Origin of the sequence: Streptomyces sp. NBC_00286, from assembly GCF_036173125.1 — a bacterium.
GTDB lineage: Bacteria > Actinomycetota > Actinomycetes > Streptomycetales > Streptomycetaceae > Streptomyces.
In genome coordinates, this window is the sequence record NZ_CP108054.1 from 9513799 (window position 1) to 9531851 (window position 18053).

The 18053-nt window shown below is 69.5% G+C and carries 13 protein-coding genes and 1 pseudogene; 11 read left to right on the forward strand and 3 right to left on the reverse strand.

Going from position 1 to position 18053, the window contains the following annotated elements:
• Positions 1-52: 52 nt before the first annotated feature.
• From OHT21_RS42960 to OHT21_RS42970, 3 genes are all read left to right on the forward strand, one after another.
• A complete protein-coding gene (locus OHT21_RS42960) occupies positions 53-1162 on the forward strand; it encodes an NAD(P)H-dependent flavin oxidoreductase (RefSeq protein ID WP_328773659.1) in 1110 nt (369 codons plus the stop codon).
• Positions 1159-2721, forward strand: coding sequence for an acyl-CoA synthetase (locus tag OHT21_RS42965; RefSeq protein WP_328773660.1), 1563 nt, complete (start codon positions 1159-1161; stop codon positions 2719-2721). Before OHT21_RS42960 ends, OHT21_RS42965 begins: the two co-directional genes overlap by 4 nt.
• A 101-nt stretch (positions 2722-2822) precedes the next feature.
• Positions 2823-4091: a DUF418 domain-containing protein gene (locus OHT21_RS42970; protein ID WP_328773661.1), complete on the forward strand. Its 1269-nt coding sequence runs from the start codon at positions 2823-2825 to the stop codon at positions 4089-4091.
• 56 nt (positions 4092-4147) lie between these two features.
• Here OHT21_RS42970 and OHT21_RS42975 read toward each other — a convergent pair whose 3' ends face one another.
• On the reverse strand, positions 4148-6592 hold the full coding sequence (locus tag OHT21_RS42975) for a penicillin acylase family protein (RefSeq protein ID WP_328773662.1): 2445 nt from the start codon (positions 6590-6592) through the stop codon (positions 4148-4150).
• 208 nt (positions 6593-6800) lie between these two features.
• Here OHT21_RS42975 and OHT21_RS42980 point away from each other — a divergent pair, with 208 nt between their 5' ends.
• Together OHT21_RS42980 and OHT21_RS42985 are read left to right on the forward strand one after the other, a co-directional pair.
• Entirely contained in the window at positions 6801-8333 is a 1533-nt protein-coding gene (locus tag OHT21_RS42980) for an acyl-CoA synthetase (RefSeq protein WP_328773663.1), read from the forward strand.
• Positions 8334-8495: 162 nt separating this feature from the next.
• Positions 8496-10451, forward strand: a complete 1956-nt coding sequence (locus OHT21_RS42985) for a sulfatase-like hydrolase/transferase (RefSeq protein ID WP_328773664.1) — start codon at positions 8496-8498, stop codon at positions 10449-10451.
• Between the two features lie 42 nt (positions 10452-10493).
• On the opposite strand, the pseudogene OHT21_RS42990 reads toward OHT21_RS42985, so the two are convergent.
• Together OHT21_RS42990 and OHT21_RS42995 are read right to left on the reverse strand one after the other, a co-directional pair.
• Positions 10494-10706: pseudogene (locus tag OHT21_RS42990) on the reverse strand (phenylacetate--CoA ligase); the annotation flags it as partial.
• Positions 10707-10729: 23 nt separating this feature from the next.
• On the reverse strand, positions 10730-12349 hold the full coding sequence (locus OHT21_RS42995) for an acyl-CoA synthetase (protein ID WP_328773665.1): 1620 nt from the start codon (positions 12347-12349) through the stop codon (positions 10730-10732).
• 197 nt (positions 12350-12546) lie between these two features.
• On the opposite strand from OHT21_RS42995, the gene OHT21_RS43000 reads away from it, so the two are divergent.
• From OHT21_RS43000 to OHT21_RS43025, 6 genes are all read left to right on the forward strand, one after another.
• Positions 12547-13347 carry a crotonase/enoyl-CoA hydratase family protein gene (locus OHT21_RS43000; RefSeq protein ID WP_328773666.1) on the forward strand — a complete coding sequence of 267 codons (801 nt, stop codon included), beginning with the start codon at positions 12547-12549 and terminating at the stop codon, positions 13345-13347.
• A 180-nt stretch (positions 13348-13527) separates the two neighbouring features.
• Positions 13528-14472 carry a Zn-ribbon domain-containing OB-fold protein gene (locus OHT21_RS43005; protein ID WP_328773667.1) on the forward strand — a complete coding sequence of 315 codons (945 nt, stop codon included), beginning with the start codon at positions 13528-13530 and terminating at the stop codon, positions 14470-14472.
• A complete protein-coding gene (locus tag OHT21_RS43010) occupies positions 14472-15518 on the forward strand; it encodes a thiolase domain-containing protein (protein WP_328773668.1) in 1047 nt (348 codons plus the stop codon). The genes OHT21_RS43005 and OHT21_RS43010 overlap by 1 nt, the downstream gene beginning before the upstream one ends.
• Positions 15515-16681: a thiolase domain-containing protein gene (locus tag OHT21_RS43015; protein ID WP_328773669.1), complete on the forward strand. Its 1167-nt coding sequence runs from the start codon at positions 15515-15517 to the stop codon at positions 16679-16681. Before OHT21_RS43010 ends, OHT21_RS43015 begins: the two co-directional genes overlap by 4 nt.
• Before the next feature lie 82 nt (positions 16682-16763).
• Positions 16764-17006 (forward strand): DUF397 domain-containing protein, encoded by a 243-nt coding sequence (locus tag OHT21_RS43020; RefSeq protein WP_328773670.1) that lies wholly within the window; start codon positions 16764-16766, stop codon positions 17004-17006.
• Positions 17007-17132: 126 nt separating this feature from the next.
• Entirely contained in the window at positions 17133-18050 is a 918-nt protein-coding gene (locus OHT21_RS43025; RefSeq protein WP_328773671.1) for a universal stress protein, read from the forward strand.
• Positions 18051-18053: the final 3 nt, after the last annotated feature.

An 18053-nucleotide genomic window follows, 5' to 3' on the forward strand; every position in this document is an offset into this window, starting at 1 on the left:
CTGCATCAGAAAAGGTCTTCCCTCGTCCGGAGGACTGCGGCATCCTGCGGCCATGCAGACGGAGCTGAGCAAGAAACTGGGAGTCGAGCACGCCATTTTCGGCTTCACGCCGTTCCCCGCCGTCGCCGCGGCCATCAGCCGGGCCGGCGGTTTCGGCGTGCTCGGCGCGGTCCGCTATACCGCCCCCGACGATCTCAAACGCGACCTCGACTGGGTCGAGAAACACGTCGACGGCATGCCGTACGGCCTGGATGTCGTCATGCCCGCCAAGAAGGTCGAGGGCGTGACCGAGGCCGATGTCGAGGCGATGATCCCCGAGGCGCACCGGCAGTACGTCAAGGACACCCTGGCCAAGTACGGCGTGCCGGAACTCCCCGAGGGCGAGGCCTCCGGATGGCGTATCACCGGCTGGATGGAGCAGGTGGCCCGCAACCAGCTCGACGTCGCCTTCGAGTATCCGATCAAGTTGCTGGCGAACGCGCTCGGTTCACCGCCCGCCGATGTCATCTCGCGGGCTCACGATCAGGGGGTGCTGGTCGCCGCGCTCGCGGGCAGTGCCCGGCATGCCCTTAAGCACGCGGAGGCGGGCATCGACATCGTCGTCGCCCAGGGTTACGAGGCGGGCGGGCACACCGGTGAGATCGCCTCCATGGTGCTCACGCCCGAAGTCGTGGACGCCGTCGATCCGTTGCCCGTACTGGCGGCCGGTGGCATAGGCAGCGGACAGCAGGTCGCCGCCGCGCTCGCACTCGGCGCTCAGGGGGTGTGGCTCGGCTCCCTGTGGCTGACCACCACCGAGGCCGACATGCACTCGCCTGCCGTGACCCGGAAACTGCTCGCCGCCGGGTCCGGCGACACGGTCCGCTCGCGTGCGCTGACCGGGAAACCCGCACGGCAGTTGCGTACCGAATGGACCGACGCCTGGGACGACCCGAACGGACCCGGCACGCTCCCCATGCCGCTCCAGGGCCTGTTGGTCGCCGAAGCCATCTCCCGGATCCAGAAGTACGAGGTGCAGCCGCTGCTCGGCACACCCGTCGGGCAGATCGTCGGCCGGATGAACAGCGAGCGCAGTGTCCAGGCCGTCTTCGACGACCTCACCCGCGGCTTCGAGCGGGCCGTCGACCGAATCAACCGGATCGCTGGAAGGAGCGAGGAGTGACCCAGGCCCCCCAGGCTTCCGCCAACGGCTTCTGGGCCCAGGCAGCCGCAGACCCCGAGCGTACGGTCCTGATCGCCCCCGACGGGGAGAAGTGGACCGCCGGACGGCTGCACGCCGAGACCAACCGCCTCGTCCACGGACTGCGGGCCGCCGGGCTCGAACGCGGCGACGCCTTCGCGGTCGTGCTGCCCAACAGTGTCGAGTTCTTCACCGCGTACCTCGCCGCCGCGCAGGCGGGCTTCTATCTCGTCCCCGTCAACCACCACCTCGTCGGCCCCGAGATCGCCTGGATCGTCTCCGACTCGGGGGCCAAGGTGCTCATCGCGCACGAGCGGTTCGCGGACGCCGCACGGAACGCGGCCGACGAGGCGAAGCTGCCCCAGGAGCGGCGGTACGCGGTCGGCGCGGTCGAGGGTTTCCGGCCGTACGCCCAACTCCTCGACGGACAGCCCGAGTCGGCGCCCAGCGACCGGACCCTCGGCTGGGTCATGAACTACACCTCGGGCACCACTGGCCGCCCGCGCGGCATCCGGCGCCCACTGACCGGCAAGCTCCCTGAGGAGGCGTATCTCGGTGGCTTCCTCGGCATCTTCGGGATCAAACCGTTCGACGACAACGTGCACCTCGTCTGCTCGCCGCTCTACCACACGGCCGTGCTCCAGTTCGCGGGCGCGTCCCTGCACATCGGCCACCGCCTCGTCCTGATGGACAAGTGGACGCCCGAGGAGATGCTTCGCCTCATCGACGCCCATCGATGCACGCATACGCACATGGTCCCGACCCAGTTCCATCGCCTACTGGCGCTGCCCGACGAGGTGCGGGCCCGCTATGACGTCTCCTCCATGCGGCATGCCATCCATGGCGCCGCCCCCTGCCCCGACCATGTGAAACGGGCCATGATCGACTGGTGGGGCAACTGCGTCGAGGAGTACTACGCGGCCAGCGAGGGCGGTGGAGCCTTCGCGACCGCCGAGGACTGGCTGAAGAAGCCCGGCACGGTCGGCAAGGCCTGGCCCATCAGCGAACTCGCCGTCTTCGACGACGACGGGAACAAGCTGCCGCCCGGTGAACTCGGCACCGTCTACATGAAGATGAGCACCGGCGGCTTCTCGTACCACAAGGACGAGACCAAGACGAAGAAGAACCGCATCGGCGACTTCTTCACCGTCGGCGACCTCGGCTGTCTCGACGAGGACGGCTATCTCTTCCTCCGCGACCGCAAGATCGACCTGATCATCTCGGGCGGCGTCAACATCTACCCCGCCGAGATCGAGTCCGCGCTGCTCACCCACCCCGCCGTCGCCGACGCCGCCGCGTTCGGCATCCCGCACGACGACTGGGGTGAGCAGGTCAAGGCCGTCGTCGAACCCGCCCCCGGCTTCACACCGGGCGAGGCGCTGGCCGCCGAGATCCTCGGCCACTGTGAACGCCGACTGGCCGGCTACAAACGGCCCAAGAGCGTCGACTTCATCGAGACGATGCCGCGCGATCCCAACGGGAAGCTGTACAAGCGACGGCTGCGGGAGCCGTACTGGGAGGGCCGGGCCAGGACGGTCTGACCTTTGGTCGCGGGTTGCGGGGCCGACGTCATCCTTTCGTCGGCCCTCGCCCGACCTCCGGCGGATGTCGGGTTGCGTCACGCCCTTCCTAGCGTGGGGCCATGACGATCGAGACCAAGGAAAAGCCGCTGCGCCGCGGGGCCGTGCGGTCCGAGGAGCGGGCGCTCGCCCCCGACCTCGCACGCGGGATCATGCTGCTGCTCATCGTCCTCTCCAACACCGCCTTCCACCTCTGGGCGGCCCGGCGCGGACCCTCCGGATGGCAGCCCGTGGACGGCTCGTGGCTCGACCACGCGGTGCAGTTCACCATGATCACCATGCTGGACCTGCGGGTCTACCCGCTCTTCGCGTTCCTGTTCGGCTACGGGATGATGCAGCTCTTCCTCCGGCAGACCGGCGCCGGCGCCTCCGAGCGCGACGCCGCGAGGATCCTGCGCAGGCGCAGCCTGTGGCTGATCGTCATCGGTCTGGCGCACTCCACCCTGCTGATGTCGGGCGACATCCTCGGCTACTACGGCGTGCTGAGTCTCCTTCTGGGCCTGGCCTTCCTCCGGCGCGGCGAACGCGCACTGAAGTGGTGGATATGGATCGGCGTCGCACTGCTCGTGTCCTTCGCGGCCCTGCCCTTCGTCTCGGCCATGCTCCAGGGAGAGCTGGCCACGCTCGGCGACGCCGGAGCGGAACCCGGCTTCAAGGCGTTCGGTGCGGACCAGGAGAGCTGGTTCGGCGCGGCGGGCGTCCGCCTGGAGACCGGGCTGTACATCACCTTGGGGGCCGCCCTGTACGCCGTGATCGCCGGTGGGTACTTCATCTTCCTGCTCGGCTTCTGGGCGGCGCGCCGCCGCATCCTGGAGGAGCCCGGGCGTCATCTGACCCTGCTGCGCCGGACGGCGGTCATCGGCATCGCGGTCGGCTGGCTCGGCGCACTGCCCGCCGCGCTCGCCCACGTCGGCGCCCTGGATGTACCGCCCGACGCGCAGAGCGAGTCGGGCGCGCTCATGCTGCTCAGGGACGCCACCGGCAACGCCGCCGGACTCGGCTATGTCGCCGCCGTCGCGCTCTTCGCACACTGGTGGACCGGTCGGCAGGCCCGATGTGGCACCACAGCCGTGGCGGCGGTTTCCGCGGTCGGCAAGCGGTCCCTCTCCTGCTATCTCACGCACTCGCTGATCTTCGCCCCACTGCTGGCCGCCTGGGGGCTCGGCCTGGGTGAGCATCTGAGCAGCGCGACCATGGTGCTCTTCGCGGTCGGTGTCTGGCTGGTCACGGTGGCCGGTTCCTACGCCCTGGAGCGCGCCGGACGCCGAGGGCCCGCCGAAGCGGTGCTGCGCCGACTGATGTACGGGGCCCGGCCCGGCCGCGGGGGATGAGTGCGGTGCCGCCACACGGGGGGCGGCACCACACTCCGGCACTTCACTCATGCAACTCAGCGGCGTTCGCTCACCCGGACCACCTTGAGCCTCGGCGAGGACAGGATGTCCTTCTCGCAGAAGCGCGACGTCACCCACTTCTCACCGGAGAACAGCCGCGTCTGGTCGCTGTAGTGCGGCGAGTTCGGGTTCGACGACTGGGAGTACGTGAGAAGGGTGCGCGCCACCGGGCATCGGCTGCCGTCCCAGCCGACCGCCTGGAGGTGGCTGGAGCCGAACGGCACCTCCGTATAGCCGCCGTCCGTCGCGTTCCACGTCGGCTCGAGCACGTTCCACACGCCGAGCCGCCCCGCACCGCCCGGCACCGGGATCCGCTCGCCGCCTCGGACCACGAACTGGTGGGCGCCGAGCTTCGCGTCGAGCGCGATCCCCGCGGTCCGCAGTTCCGTCACCGCGTCGGCGAGGGCCGTGGCGAAGCCGGGTGCGTCGGTGTTGAGCGTGTTCGGGGTATGGACTGGGTCCGCCGCCGAGAACGGCACCTTCCACAGCTGTGCCGCGGGCACCGCCTGAGCCAGCTTCCGCCAGAACCGGTCGAAGAGCAGCGCTCCCCGGCTGTCGGTGTCCATGGTGCGGTCCCACGCCTTCAGCACCCCGCACGCCTCCGACACGTCAACGGCCTTGCCGTCACTGCCCGTCGCCGTACCGCCGGGCAGAGCGGTGCACGCCCGCGCCGCGTCTTCGACGGCGAGATCACCCGCGGGCACCCGGTTGGCGAACTGCTGCCGTTGCAGGTCCCGTACGGTCAGACCGCCCTTCTCGGCCATCGCCGCCACGTCCTCGATCGCGCCGCGGGTGCGCAGACCGAGCTCGGTGCCGACGGTGCCGAAGATCCGCTCGTAGCCGGTGATCGGCTGGTCGGCGTTGGTCATCCACGGAGTGCCGTTCGAGTTCTCCACGTACGGCGCGTCCTTGAGCGTCGGCATCCGTGCCGGGCCGAAGATCCCCGGCCGTACGGCATCGGGGTCGCTGCCCAGGGCGCAGTCGCCGCGCGAGCCGTCGAGGATCGCGATGCCGGACGCCGGGTACGCGGTCCTGCCGAGCGCCGTCGAGCAGCGCTCCGCCAACTCGTCGGTTATTCGGGGGAGTACCTGCGACTGGGTGTAGAGGGAGTGTCCCGCGCGGTCGGCGGCGATCGTGTTCACCCAGGGGATGCCCTGGTGCCGGGCCAGTGACGCGAGGACGTCGTCCGTGCTCTGCGCCTTGCTGAAGCCGAGCGAGGTGTCGGCGAAGCGGAGGTTCACGGCGTTGGGGTCGTGCAGGGCGTACGCCGTCGTGGTGGTCCACGGCAGCGGGACCTGGGCGTTGAGGGAGGTGACGACAGGGCCGTAGCGGGTCCACCACTGGGTGCGGGTCACCGGTGCGCCGTCCTTCACCGCGACCGTCACGGTCCGCTTCGTCATGCGCTCCGGTTCGCCGTCCACGAGGTACGTTGTCGGATCAGCCGGATCCAGCGTCAGCTGGTGGAAGTTGGCCGGAATGCCGGTCGAGACGGTGTGGCTCCACGCCACGTGCGCGTTGAACCCGATGGAGATCGCCGGAGTGCCGAGCAGGGAGGCACCGGAGACGTTCAGCTCGCCGGGGATCGTCTGCTGCGACTGCCAGAACCGGCGCCCGCCCTGCCACGGGTAGTGCGGGTTGCCCAGCAGCAGACCGCGCCCGTTCGCCGTTGTGTCGCCGCGGAAGGCGACCGCGTTGGAGCCCATACCGGGGTCGCCCCACAGCTCGCGCGCCGCCCCTGCCACGGCCTTCGCGTCCGGGGTGCGGGCGGACCGGGTGGACGGGGCGCCGGAGGGGACAGCGGACGCGGTGGCGGATCCGGTCGGCGGCTGCGCGGTCGTGATCGTGTCCACGAAGCGCCCCTCGCCGGAGATCGCGGCGATGGCGTAGCCGCGGGTGGCCACGTCGAGCTCGGTGACCGGCCGGATCCAGGAGGCGTCCTTGCAGGCGGGATCGGTGATCTTGTTCTGCTTCAGCCAGGCGTTGTAGCCGGCCGCCCAACCGCGCATCATGTCCCGGACCTTGCGGCTCGGACCCCGGGGAGCGGGCTCGGCGAGCAGCTTCTCCACCGTGCGGGTCTCGCGGACCCCGCGGAAGTACAGGTCGCTGGTGAGGTTGGTCCGGGCCGCCGAGAGCTCGCCGTCGGCGGCCGCGTCGGCGCCGAAGTACCGCGAACGCTCCCCGCGCAGGGTCACGAAGCCGTCGGCGAGCGTGCACGCCTCGTCGGCGGCCTGCGCCCAGCCTTCGCCGAAGCCGAGGTCGGCATAGTTCTTCGCGAGGATGTGCGGGATACCGTACTCGGTGTAGCGGATGACGGCGGAGTGACCGCCGTTCGAAGGGTGTTCCTGGCGGCCCTGATCGTCGGCTGCGGCGGCCGGCAAGGATCCGGCGGCGGTGAACAGGGCCGCGGCTGTGACGACGAGCTGTCTCAGGCGGGTGCGCAAGTCGAGCCTCCCAACGTCCTTGGGGGAAGGGGAAGTTGAGCGTAACAACGGGTAAGTCCCGATGCCTGTGCGTACGTTCGAATGGCGAGGAGGTTGATCCACTTCAGGCCATGTGTGCCGGCTTCGACCCATGTGCGCGGTGCGCTTGACCCCGCTCACGCGGCGCCACGAGGATCACGCCAAGGCAAGCGGGACGAAGGAGCAGGTCATGGCGGAGGCGGTGGGACCCAACGTGACGGTCGACGGGGTGCTGCGGCGCAGTGCCGGCCGTACCCCGGCCCGTGTCGCGGTCCACTACGGCGAACGGACCTGGACCTACGAGGAGTTGGACGATGCCGTCTCCCGTGCCGCCCAGGTGCTGCGCGACACGGGGCTCGCACCCGGCGACCGGGTCGGCGCCTACGGTCACAACTCGGACGCGTATCTGATCGGCTTCCTGGCCTGCGCGCGGGCCGGTTTGGTGCACGTACCGGTCAACCAGAACCTGACCGGTGACGACCTCGCGTACATCGTCGGCCAGTCCGGCAGCACGCTGGTGATGGCCGACCCGGACCTCGCCGCTCAACTCCCGGACGGCGTACGGGTGTTGCCGTTGCGCGACGCCGACGACTCGCTGCTTGCGCGGCTGGCCTCGACGCCGCCGTACGACGGTGAGGAGCCGCGTACCGAGGACCTGGTGCAGTTGCTCTACACCTCGGGCACCACTGCCGCGCCGAAGGGCGCGATGATGACGCATCGCGCGCTGGTGCACGAGTACCTGAGCGCGATCGCCGCTCTCGACCTGAGCGCCGGCGACCTGCCCGTGCACTCGCTGCCGCTCTACCACTCGGCACAGATGCATGTGTTCCTGCTGCCGTATCTCGCGGTCGGCGCCGTGAACACCATCCTCGACGCGCCCGACGCCGAGCAGATCTTCGATCTGATCGAGAGCGGTCGCGCGGACAGCCTGTTCGCCCCGCCCACTGTGTGGATCGGGCTGTCGAACCGCCCCGACTTCGCCACCCGCGACCTGAGCGGGCTGCGCAAGGCCTACTACGGGGCGTCGATCATGCCCGTGCCCGTACTGGAACGCCTGAAGGAGCGGCTGCCGAAGCTGGCCTTCTTCAACTGCTTCGGGCAGAGCGAGATCGGCCCGCTGGCCATGGTGCTCGGGCCGCACGAGCACAAGGGACGGATGGATTCCTGTGGGCGCCCGGTGCTGTTCGTCGAGGCGCGGCTCGTGGACGAGTCCGGCAAGGACGTGCCCGATGGGGAGCGGGGCGAGATCGTCTATCGCTCACCGCAGCTGTGCGAGGGCTACTGGGACAAGCCCGAGGAGACGGCCGGGGCCTTCCGTGACGGCTGGTTCCACTCCGGGGATCTCGCCGTGCGCGACGCCCACGGCTACTTCACCGTGGTCGACCGGGTGAAGGACGTGATCAACTCCGGTGGTGTACTGGTCGCTTCGCGCCAGGTCGAGGACGTGCTCTACACGCATGACGCGGTGGCCGAGGTCGCGGTGATCGGGCTGCCGGACGAGCGCTGGATCGAGGCCGTGACCGCGGTGGTCGTCCGCCGGGGAGAGCTGGCGGAGGGGGAGCTGCTCGCGTACGCCCGTGAGAAGCTCGTCGGCTTCAAGGCGCCGAAGCGGGTCCTGTTCGTGGACGAGCTGCCGCGCAACGCGAGCGGCAAGATCCTCAAGCGGGAGCTGAGGGACCGGTTCCAGGACGAGCCCGCCCGAACCATCGCCCCAGGTGATTGAACGGTCGAGGCCGACGAGCCGTACACATGTCGGCGGACCCGGCCACCCGGGCCCGGTCCGCCGCGCCACCAGCGGGAAACGCACGGAAGGACCTCCGGGTTGTCGAGCACCACGAACTCACCTCAGCTGCCGGACACGGATCGGACAACCCCGGAAAAGGACGTGACGCCAGAGGTTCTTCCTCCAGCGGCCACCCCTGATGATGCCGTTACCGAGGCTTCTGGCGAGGACAGTGCGGCCGACGAAAGGCCCGCCGCCTCGCAGACCACCGCTGAGGCCGCAGCCGAACCGGCTGAACCCATTGAGGCCGCCACCGAAGAGAAAGCCCCCGCTGAACGCGCCGAACCCGCTGCAGCCGCCACCGACGAGAAGGCCCCCGCGGGCGACGCCGACGCCCCCGAGGAAGCTCCGGCCGACGCCACCCCCGATGCCCCGTCCGACGCCCCGGCGGACCCCGCCACCCCCCGCCGCTGGCGCGACAGAAACCCGACCGCCGCACGCTACGTCGGCTGGACGATCACGGCCCTCTCCCTCGGCCTCGTATGCTTCGCGCTCCTCATGCCGACCTCGATGGAAGCCTTCCGGCCGGGAATCTTCGTCCGCATACCCGTGGAGGCGATCCTCGGCGCCGGCGTCCTGATCTTCCTGCCGCGCAAACCACGGCTGGTGGCGGCGGTCCTCGCCGGTCTGGGCCTCGGCGTGGTGACCGTGCTGAACATCCTCGACATCGGCTTCAACATGTTCCTCGGCCGAGGCTTCAACGTGGTCCTCGACTGGGTCCTGTTCGACGACGCGAAGGCCTATCTCGAGGACTCGATGGGCAGCGTCGGCACGATCGCCGCCGTCATCGGGGTCGTCGTCCTCGTCCTGGTCATACTCGCCGTGATGACTCTGGCGGTGCTCCGGCTGAGCAACGTCCTGGCCCGCGACCGGGACCAGGCCACCCGTACCACCGTGCTGATCGGAACCGCTTGGGTCACCTGCGCGGCGCTCGGCCTCCAGCTCGCCGGCACGCCGCTCGCCGCCAGAAGCACGGTTGCCCTGGTCGAGGACCGGGTGAAGCGGGTGCGTGCCACCATCAAGGACGAGGCGGCGTTCGCCAAGGAGGCCAAGAAGGACAAGTTCGGCAACACGCCGGGCGACCAGCTGCTCACCGGCCTGCGCGGCAAGGACGTCATTTTCACCTTCATCGAGAGCTACGGCCGCAGCGCCATCGAGGACGAGGACATCGCACCCGGCGTCAACGCGACGCTCACCGCCAAGAACGAGGATCTGGCCAAGGCCGGGTTCGCCGCCAAGAGCGGCTGGCTCAAGTCGTCGACCTACGGCGGCAACAGCTGGCTCGGCCACTCCACGTTCCTGTCGGGCCTGTGGATCAACAACCAGAACCGCTACCGCGTCGTCACCGCCGGCGAGCACCTGACCCTCACGGGGGCCTTCCAGCGCACCGGCGCCTGGCGGACGGTGGGCGTCATGCCGGGCGTCCAGAAGAACTGGCCGGAGGGCAAGTTCTACGGCCTCGACAAGGTCTACGACTCCCGGGACCTCGGCTACAAGGGCCCCAAGTTCAGCTGGTCGACGATGCCCGACCAGTACGCCCTGAAGGCCTTCGAGGAGCGGGAGCACGGCAAGAAGCAGGACAAGCCGCTCATGTCGCAGATCATCCTGACGTCCAGCCACCAGCCCTGGGCGCCCCTGCCCGAGACGGTGCCCTGGGACCAGGTCGGCGACGGCTCCGTCTACAAGGACATCCAGAAGGCCGGCAAGAAGCCCGGAGACGTCTTCTACGACTCCGAGAAGGCGACGGAGGAGTACGGCAAATCCATCCAGTACTCCGTGACCAGCCTGATCGACTACGTCACGAAGTACGGCAGCAAGGACACCGTGCTCGTCTTCCTCGGCGACCACCAGCCGATGGCCAAGGTCAGCGGCAGCAAGGCCAGCCGGGACGTGCCGATCTCGATCGTCGCCCAGGACAAGTCCGTACTGGACAAGATCGACGACTGGAACTGGACGGACGGCCTCAAGCCCGAAAAGGACGCCCCCGTCTGGCGGATGGACTCCTTCCGCGACCGCTTCCTGACGGCGTACGGCTCACAGCCCAACCCCTCCAAGTAGCTAGCCCTCAAGGGACTTGAGCCCAAAGACCCGTACGACCGGTCAGGCCCCTGTCGCGCGCAGGTCCACGATCCGCTTGATCTTCCCCTCCGACCGCTCCAGCGACTCCGGTTCGACGATCTCGACCGCGACCGAGACGCCGATGCCGTCCTTCACGGCCGCCGCGATGGCGTGCGCGGCCCTGTCGCGGACCTCCGGAGTGGCGCCGGCCCGAGCCTCGGCGCGCACGGTGAGCGCGTCGAGGCGGCCCTCGCGCTCGGGTGCGGGTGACCGGGGGCTCAGTGGTTCGCTTCCTCCGCCACCGACCGCGCCCAGCGGTAGTCCGCCTTGCCGCTCGGGGAGCGTTGGATGGAGGCGGTGAGCACCAGTTGGCGGGGGATCTTGTAGCCGGCGAGACGGGCGCGGCAGTGGGTCTGGATGTCGTCCAGGGACAGGCGCTGCGCGCCGTCGCGCAGTTGCACCACCGCCGCCACGTGGTTGCCCCACTTCTCGTCGGGGACTCCGGCCACCAGCGCGTCGTACACGTCCGGATGGGCCTTGAGGGCCTGCTCGACCTCCTCCGGGTAGACCTTCTCGCCTCCGGTGTTGATGCACTGGGAGCCGCGGCCGAGGACGGTGACGACTCCCTCCTCGTCGACGGTCGCCATGTCGCCGAGAAGGACCCAGCGCTCGCCGTCCTTCTGGAAGAAGGTCTCGGCGGTTTTCTTGGGGTCGTTGTAATAGCCGAGCGGGACATGTCCGCGCTGTGCGACGCGGCCCGGTTCGCCGACCGCGACCGGCTCGTACGTCGCTGGATCCACCACCTGCGTACGGGAGTTGACGCGCACCCGGAAGCCCTTGTCCGGGCCGGAGTCCTCCGTCGCCGTGCCGTTGAAGCCGGACTCCGAGGAACCGAAGTTGTTGAGCAGCATCACGTTCGGCATGAGCGCCTGGAACTGTTCGCGCACCGTGTCCGACATGATCGCGCCGGAGGACGAGACGCTGAACATGGACGAGCAGTCCGTCCCCTTCATGGGGCCGTTGAGCGCGTCGATCAGCGGCCGCAGCATCGCGTCGCCGACCAGCGACATGCTGGTGACCTTCTCCTTCTCGATGGTGCGCAGGACTTCCTCGGGCACGAACTTGCGGTGGATCACCACGCGTTGGCCGAAGTTGAAGCCGATGAAGGCGGTGAGGGTCGACGTGCCGTGCATCAGCGGTGCAGCGGGGAGGAACGTGATCCCGTCACCGCCGGCCGCGACCCGCTCGGCCAGCTCTTCCGGCTTCTTGACCGGCTCTCCGGTCGGGGCGCCGCCGCCCAAACCCGAGAAGAACAGGTCCTCCTGACGCCACATCACGCCCTTGGGCATGCCGGTCGTGCCGCCGGTGTAGATGATGAACTGGTCGTCGGCCGAGCGCGGCGCGAAGTCCCGCTCGGCGGACCCTGAGGCCTCGGCCTTGGCGAAGTCCACCGCGGACAGGGTCGGAGCGTCCGGAGCCGGGGCCCCCACGCGCACCAGATGCCGCAGCTTCTCCGCGCGCGGCAGCGCCCCCGCCACCCGCTCGGTGAACTCCGCGTCGAAGACCAGGGCCACCAGATCCGCGTCACGGTAGAGGTAGACCAACTCTTCTTCCACGTAGCGGTAGTTGACGTTGACCGGCACGATCCGCGCCTTCAGGCAGCCGAGCACGGTCTGCAGATATTCGACGCTGTTGTAGAGGTGCAGCCCGAGGTGCTCACCGGGGCGTACGCCGCTGTCGATCAGGTGGTGCGCGATGCGGTTGGCCGCCGCGTCCAGTTCGGCGTAAGTGAGTCGGCGCTCCGCGCCCGTGCCGGGGTGGTCGATGTACACGAGCGCCTCGCGGTCGGGCACCACGTCGACGATCGACTCGAACAGGTCGGCAAGGTTGTACTCCACCGCTCCTCCTGACCCCGGCAAACGATCGACAAGACGATTCAGAGATGCATGTGTCCTTCGGTTCGACGTCATCAGAGCAAAGCCCGCCCCAACTGTGAAGGGTCCGCGCAGAAGAAATCTGACTGCGTGTCAGAAAACCCTTGAACTGCCCCGGCACCTACTGCAACCTGTTCTCGTCCCGAGACAGGAGGACCGTCATGGGTGGGACCGAACACCTCACCGTGCAGCGCGAAGGCGCCACACTGGTACTCACACTCAACAGGCCCGAGGCCAAGAACGCCCTCTCGTTGCCGATGCTGGTCGGCCTCTACGACGGCTGGGTCGAGGCCGACGAGGACGACGCGATCCGCTCGATCGTGTTCACCGGCGCGGGCGGCACGTTCTGCGCGGGCATGGATCTCAAGGCCCTGGCCGGCAAAGGCATGGAGGGGCAGCAGTACCGGGACCGGCTCAAGGCCGACCCCGATCTGCACTGGAAGGCGATGCTGCGGCATCGCCGGCCGCGGAAGCCGGTGATCGCCGCGGTTGAGGGCCACTGTGTGGCCGGCGGTACCGAGATGCTGCAGGGCACCGATATCCGGGTCGCGGGGGAGTCCGCGACCTTTGGGCTCTTCGAGGTGAAGCGTGGGCTGTTTCCGATCGGGGGCTCGACGGTGCGGCTGCAGCGGCAGATTCCGAGGACTCATGCGCTGGAGATGTTGCTGACCGGGCGGGCGTACTCGGCTCGGGAGGCCGCCGACATCGGGCTGATCGGGCATGTCGTGCCCGATGGAACGGCTCTGGAGAAGGCCCTTGCCATTGCCGAGCAGATCAATGCGTGTGGACCGTTGGCCGTTGAGGCGGTGAAGGCCTCTGTGTACGAGACCGCTGAGATGACCGAGGTTGATGGGCTGGCTGCCGAGCTGAAGCGGGGGTGGCCGATCTTCGATACGGCTGATGCGAAGGAGGGTTCGCGCGCCTTTGCCGAGAAGCGGCCGCCGGTGTACCGGCGAGAGTAACTCCGTTGGTACGGCAGTCCGACACCTGCGGGTTCGTTGTGGCTGGTCGCGCAGTTCCCCGCGCCCCTAATGGGGCGCTGGTCGCACCCCACGTTTCACAGCCCGCGCCGCCGACAGCCCGCGCCCCCTACGGGGCGGCCCCCTCCAAGGGCCCTGCCCCCCGTCCCCCGAGGAGACCCCGTGCCCGAAGTGCTCAAAGCCCCCCTCGTCGTCGAGTTTCCCTTCACCCGCTCCCTCGGCCCTGTCCAGAGCGCCTTCCTCACCGGTCTGCGCGAGCGGGTCGTCCTTGGTGTGAAGACCGGCGACGGCAGGACCCTCGTCCCGCCCGTCGAGTACGACCCCGTCACCTCCGAGGAGATCCGGAACCTCGTCGAGGTGGCTCCTACCGGCACCGTCACCACCTGGGCCTGGAACCATGCCCCTCGCCGCGGTCAGCCCCTGGACACCCCCTTCGCCTGGGTTCTGGTGAAGCTCGACGGGGCCGACGCCTCCCTCCTGCACGCTCTGGACGCCCCCGGCCCCGATGCCGTACGTACCGGGATGCGCGTCCGTATCCGGTGGGCCGAGGAACGGTCCGGCGCCATCACGGACATCGCCTGCTTCGAGCCGTACGACAGGGCGGAAGCACCCGAACCCGCCGGTCACGACGGGCAGTTCGAGGACATGGTGACCGGCATCGTCGCCCCCGCCCGCCTCGACTACACCTACTCACCCGGCCGCGCCCAGTCCGGCTACATCAACGCGCTCTCCGACCGGCGGATCGTCGGCGAACGCTGCCCGTCCTGCCGCAAGGTGTACGTCCCGCCGAGGGGTGCGTGTCCCACCTGCGGGGTGGCCACCGTGGAGGAGGTCGAGGTGGGGCCGGGAGGCACGGTCACCACGTTCTGCATCGTGAACATCAAGGCGAAGAACCTGGACATCGAAGTCCCGTACGTCTACGGGCACATCGCGCTCGACGGCGCCGACCTCGCGCTGCACGGCCGTATCGGCGGAATTCCCTACGACCAGGTGCGCATGGGGCTGCGGGTCGAGCCGGTGTGGACGGACGGTGGCCGCTATCCCGACCACTACCGGCCGACCGGGGAGCCCGACGCGGACTACGACACGTACAAGGAGCTGGTGTGATGCGTGAGATCGCCGTGGTCGCCTTCGGGCAGACCGATCACCGGCGCACCAGTGACGAGTTCTCCGAGGTGGAGATGCTCATGCCGGTGCTGCATGACGTTCTCGACCGGACGGGCATGAAGACCAGCGACATCGGCTTCACCTGCTCCGGCTCCACGGACTATCTCGCGGGCCGCGCCTTCTCCTTCACCATGGCGCTCGACGGGGTCGGTGCCTGGCCGCCGATCTCCGAGTCGCATGTCGAGATGGACGGGGCGTGGGCGTTGTACGAGGCCTGGACGAAGCTCCTCACCGGGGACGCCGACACGGCGCTCGTGTACTCGTACGGCAAGTCCTCACCCGGCTCCGTACGCGATGTGCTGACCCGGCAGCTCGACCCGTACTACGTGGCGCCCCTGTGGCCGGACTCCGTGGCCCTGGCCGCCCTTCAGGCGCAGGCACTCATCGACGCGGGGGAGACGGACGAGCCCGCGCTCGCCTCCGTCGCCGCCCGCAGTCGTGAGGACGCGCGCGCCAACTCCCATGCCCAGCTGAGGGGTTCGGTGCCGCAGGGGGAGTACCTCGTACGTCCGCTCCGTACCGGCGACTGCCCGCCCATCGGCGACGGGGCTGCGGCCGTGATCCTCGCGGCGGGAGAGCGGGCCCGTGAGCTGTGCGAGCGGCCCGCCTGGATCCGGGGGATCGATCACCGTATCGAGGCGCATGGTCTCGGCGTGCGTGATCTGACCGACTCACCGTCCACGCGGCTCGCCGCCGAGAAGGCGGGCGCCTTCGAACGGCCCGTCGACACCGCCGAGTTGCACGCGCCCTTCACCTCCCAGGAGGTGGTCCTGCGTAAGGCGCTGCGGCTGGGCGAGGACGTCGCGGTCAACCCCTCCGGGGGAGCGCTCGCCACCAACCCGATCATGGCCGCCGGGCTCATACGCATCGGTGAGGCCGCGGCCCGTATCCACCGCGGCGAGTCCGAGCGCGCGCTCGCGCACGCCACTTCAGGACCGTGTCTGCAGCAGAACCTGGTTGCCGTACTCGAAGGGGAGGCCCGATGAGCAAGGAGCCCGTGGCCGTCGTCGGGGTCGGCCAGACCAAGCATGTCGCCGCGCGCCGGGATGTGTCCATTGCGGGACTCGTCCGCGAGGCCGCCCAACGCGCCCTGGACGACGCCGAGTTGACGTGGGCGGACATCGACGCCGTCGTCATCGGCAAGGCGCCCGACTTCTTCGAGGGCGTCATGATGCCCGAGCTGTACCTTGCCGACGCCCTCGGCGCGGTCGGCAAACCCATGCTGCGCGTGCACACCGCGGGATCCGTCGGCGGCTCAACCGCGCTCGTCGCCACGAACCTGATCGCCGGACGCGTCCACGGCACCGTCCTGACCCTGGCTTACGAAAAACAGTCCGAGTCGAACGCCATGTGGGGTCTGTCCCTGCCGATCCCCTTCCAGCAGCCGCTGCTGGCCGGCGCGGGCGGCTTCTTCGCCCCGCACGTACGCGCCTATATGCGGCGCACCGGCGCACCCGACTCCGTCGGCTCCCTGGTCGCGTACAAGGACCGCCGCAACGCGCTCAAGAACCCGTACGCGCATCTGCACGAGCACGACATCACGCTGGAGAAGGTCCAGGCCTCGCCCATGCTGTGGGACCCGATCCGCTACTCCGAGACCTGCCCGTCCTCGGACGGCGCCTGCGCGATGGTGCTCACCGACCGTGCGGGGGCGGCCCGTTCGCCCCGGCCGCCCGCCTGGATGCACGGCGGCGCGATGCGCTCCGAGCCGACCATGTTCGCGGGCAAGGACAGCGTCTCGCCGCAGGCCGGCAAGGACTGCGCGGCCGACGTGTACCAGCAGGCGGGGATCACCGACCCGCGCCGGGAGATCGACGCCGTGGAGATGTATGTGCCGTTCTCCTGGTACGAGCCCATGTGGCTTGAGAATCTCGGGTTCGCCGCCGAGGGCGAAGGCTGGAAACTCACCGAGTCCGGAGTGACGGAACTCGACGGGGACCTGCCCGTCAACATGTCCGGCGGTGTCCTGTCCACGAATCCGATCGGTGCGTCCGGCATGATCCGCTTCGCGGAAGCGGCCCTTCAGGTTCGCGGCCAAGCGGGAGAACACCAGGTCGACGGGGCGCGCAGGGCGCTGGGGCACGCCTACGGCGGCGGCTCCCAGTTCTTCTCGATGTGGCTGGTGGGGGCCGAACCGCCCACCTCCTGAACTGTGGCCCTCACGTGGCCTGTGCCTGGCGGGACCCGATCGCTAGGCTGGCCGCGGACGACGAACCGGGAGGAGCACGGACGTGGCCGAGAGCACCATCCAGCAGCATCCGCTCGCAGGCTGGGACAAGCCGGAGCTTGACCTCAGCAATGCCGACTGGCGCTCCAGCAGCCGTGGGCTGGGGGATGTCCAGATCGCCTTTGTCGAGGGCTTCATCGCAATGCGCAACAGTGGCCGCCCCGAAAGCCCTTCCCTGATCTTCACGCCCGCGGAGTGGGGCGCGTTCGTGTCGGGGGCACGGGAGGGGGAGTTCGACCTCACCTGACGCACGGCAGAGGGATGTTTTCGTCCTCGTTCCCGGACACGCGGTCTTCTCTCCCGACCTGGGGCCATGCCTGAGTGAAGGTGGCTCCGGAGAACAGACGGCGTTGTTCCGGAGGCGAGTCATCCCATGAGCACCCTGCCCGTCATCGCGGCGGTCGACGGTTCGGACGACAGCCTGCGCGCTCTGGAGTGGGCCTTTGACGCCGCCCGGATGCGCGGAGCGCCGTTGTGCGTCGTCCATGTGCGGCAGTACGCGCCCTGGGCCACGCCCGAGGTCCTGCCCGCCGCGCCGCCGGAGCCGGACGAGGACCCGGTCCTGCGAGGCGTACGCACCCGCCTGGAGAGCCGGACGGAGCGGCCGGCGACGGAGTACGCCGTACTGGAGGGCGCCCCCGCGGCGGTACTCCCCGAACTCGGCTCCGCCGCCCAGCTGTTGGTGCTCGGCTCCCGTGGCCGCGGCGGCTTCGCCAGTCTGATCCTCGGCTCGAACAGCATGGCCGCCGCGCGTGACGCGGAGTGCCCCGTCGTCGTGGTGCCCCGGCCCGGACGCCAGGTGCACGCGAACGGTCCCGCCGAACCGGGCCCGCGCGTGGTGGTCGGCCTGCACGTCGACGGCCCCGACGAGGCGAGCCTCGCCTTCGCGTTCGCCGAGGCCGCCCGCCGCGCGGCCCGCGTGCATGTGGTCGCGGCCTACGCGTGGCCGCTCCAGATGTGGGCCGTCCCCGGCGACTTCATCACCACCTCCACCATCGACCAGCAGGCCATCGAAACCGGCACCCGAACCCTGGCCGACGGCTTCGTGGCCCCGCATCGCGAACGGCACCCCGACGTCCGCGTCGATGTGCAGGTGGCACCGGGCGACGCCGCCGGACACCTGGTCGCTGCCTCCCAGGACGCCGACCTCATGGTGGTGGGCCGCCACCGCCGACGCCTACTGGCCCCCATCCGCATGATCGGCTCGGTCACCCAGGCGGTACTGCTGCATGCGGCGAGCCCGGTGGCGGTGGTGCCACCGGCCGGCGAGTCGACCGGTGAGGCAAGCTGAGCC

Bases quoted from the DNA above. Each gene is read 5' to 3' on its own strand.
- OHT21_RS42960 (WP_328773659.1), top strand. From the start codon at position 53: ATGCAGACGGAGCTGAGCAAGAAACTGGGAGTCGAGCACGCCATTTTC.
- OHT21_RS42970 (WP_328773661.1), top strand. From the start codon at position 2,823: ATGACGATCGAGACCAAGGAAAAGCCGCTGCGCCGCGGGGCCGTGCGG.
- OHT21_RS42980 (WP_328773663.1), top strand. From the start codon at position 6,801: ATGGCGGAGGCGGTGGGACCCAACGTGACGGTCGACGGGGTGCTGCGG.
- OHT21_RS43000 (WP_328773666.1), top strand. From the start codon at position 12,547: ATGGGTGGGACCGAACACCTCACCGTGCAGCGCGAAGGCGCCACACTG.
- OHT21_RS43010 (WP_328773668.1), top strand. From the start codon at position 14,472: ATGCGTGAGATCGCCGTGGTCGCCTTCGGGCAGACCGATCACCGGCGC.
- OHT21_RS43015 (WP_328773669.1), top strand. From the start codon at position 15,515: ATGAGCAAGGAGCCCGTGGCCGTCGTCGGGGTCGGCCAGACCAAGCAT.
- OHT21_RS43025 (WP_328773671.1), top strand. From the start codon at position 17,133: ATGAGCACCCTGCCCGTCATCGCGGCGGTCGACGGTTCGGACGACAGC.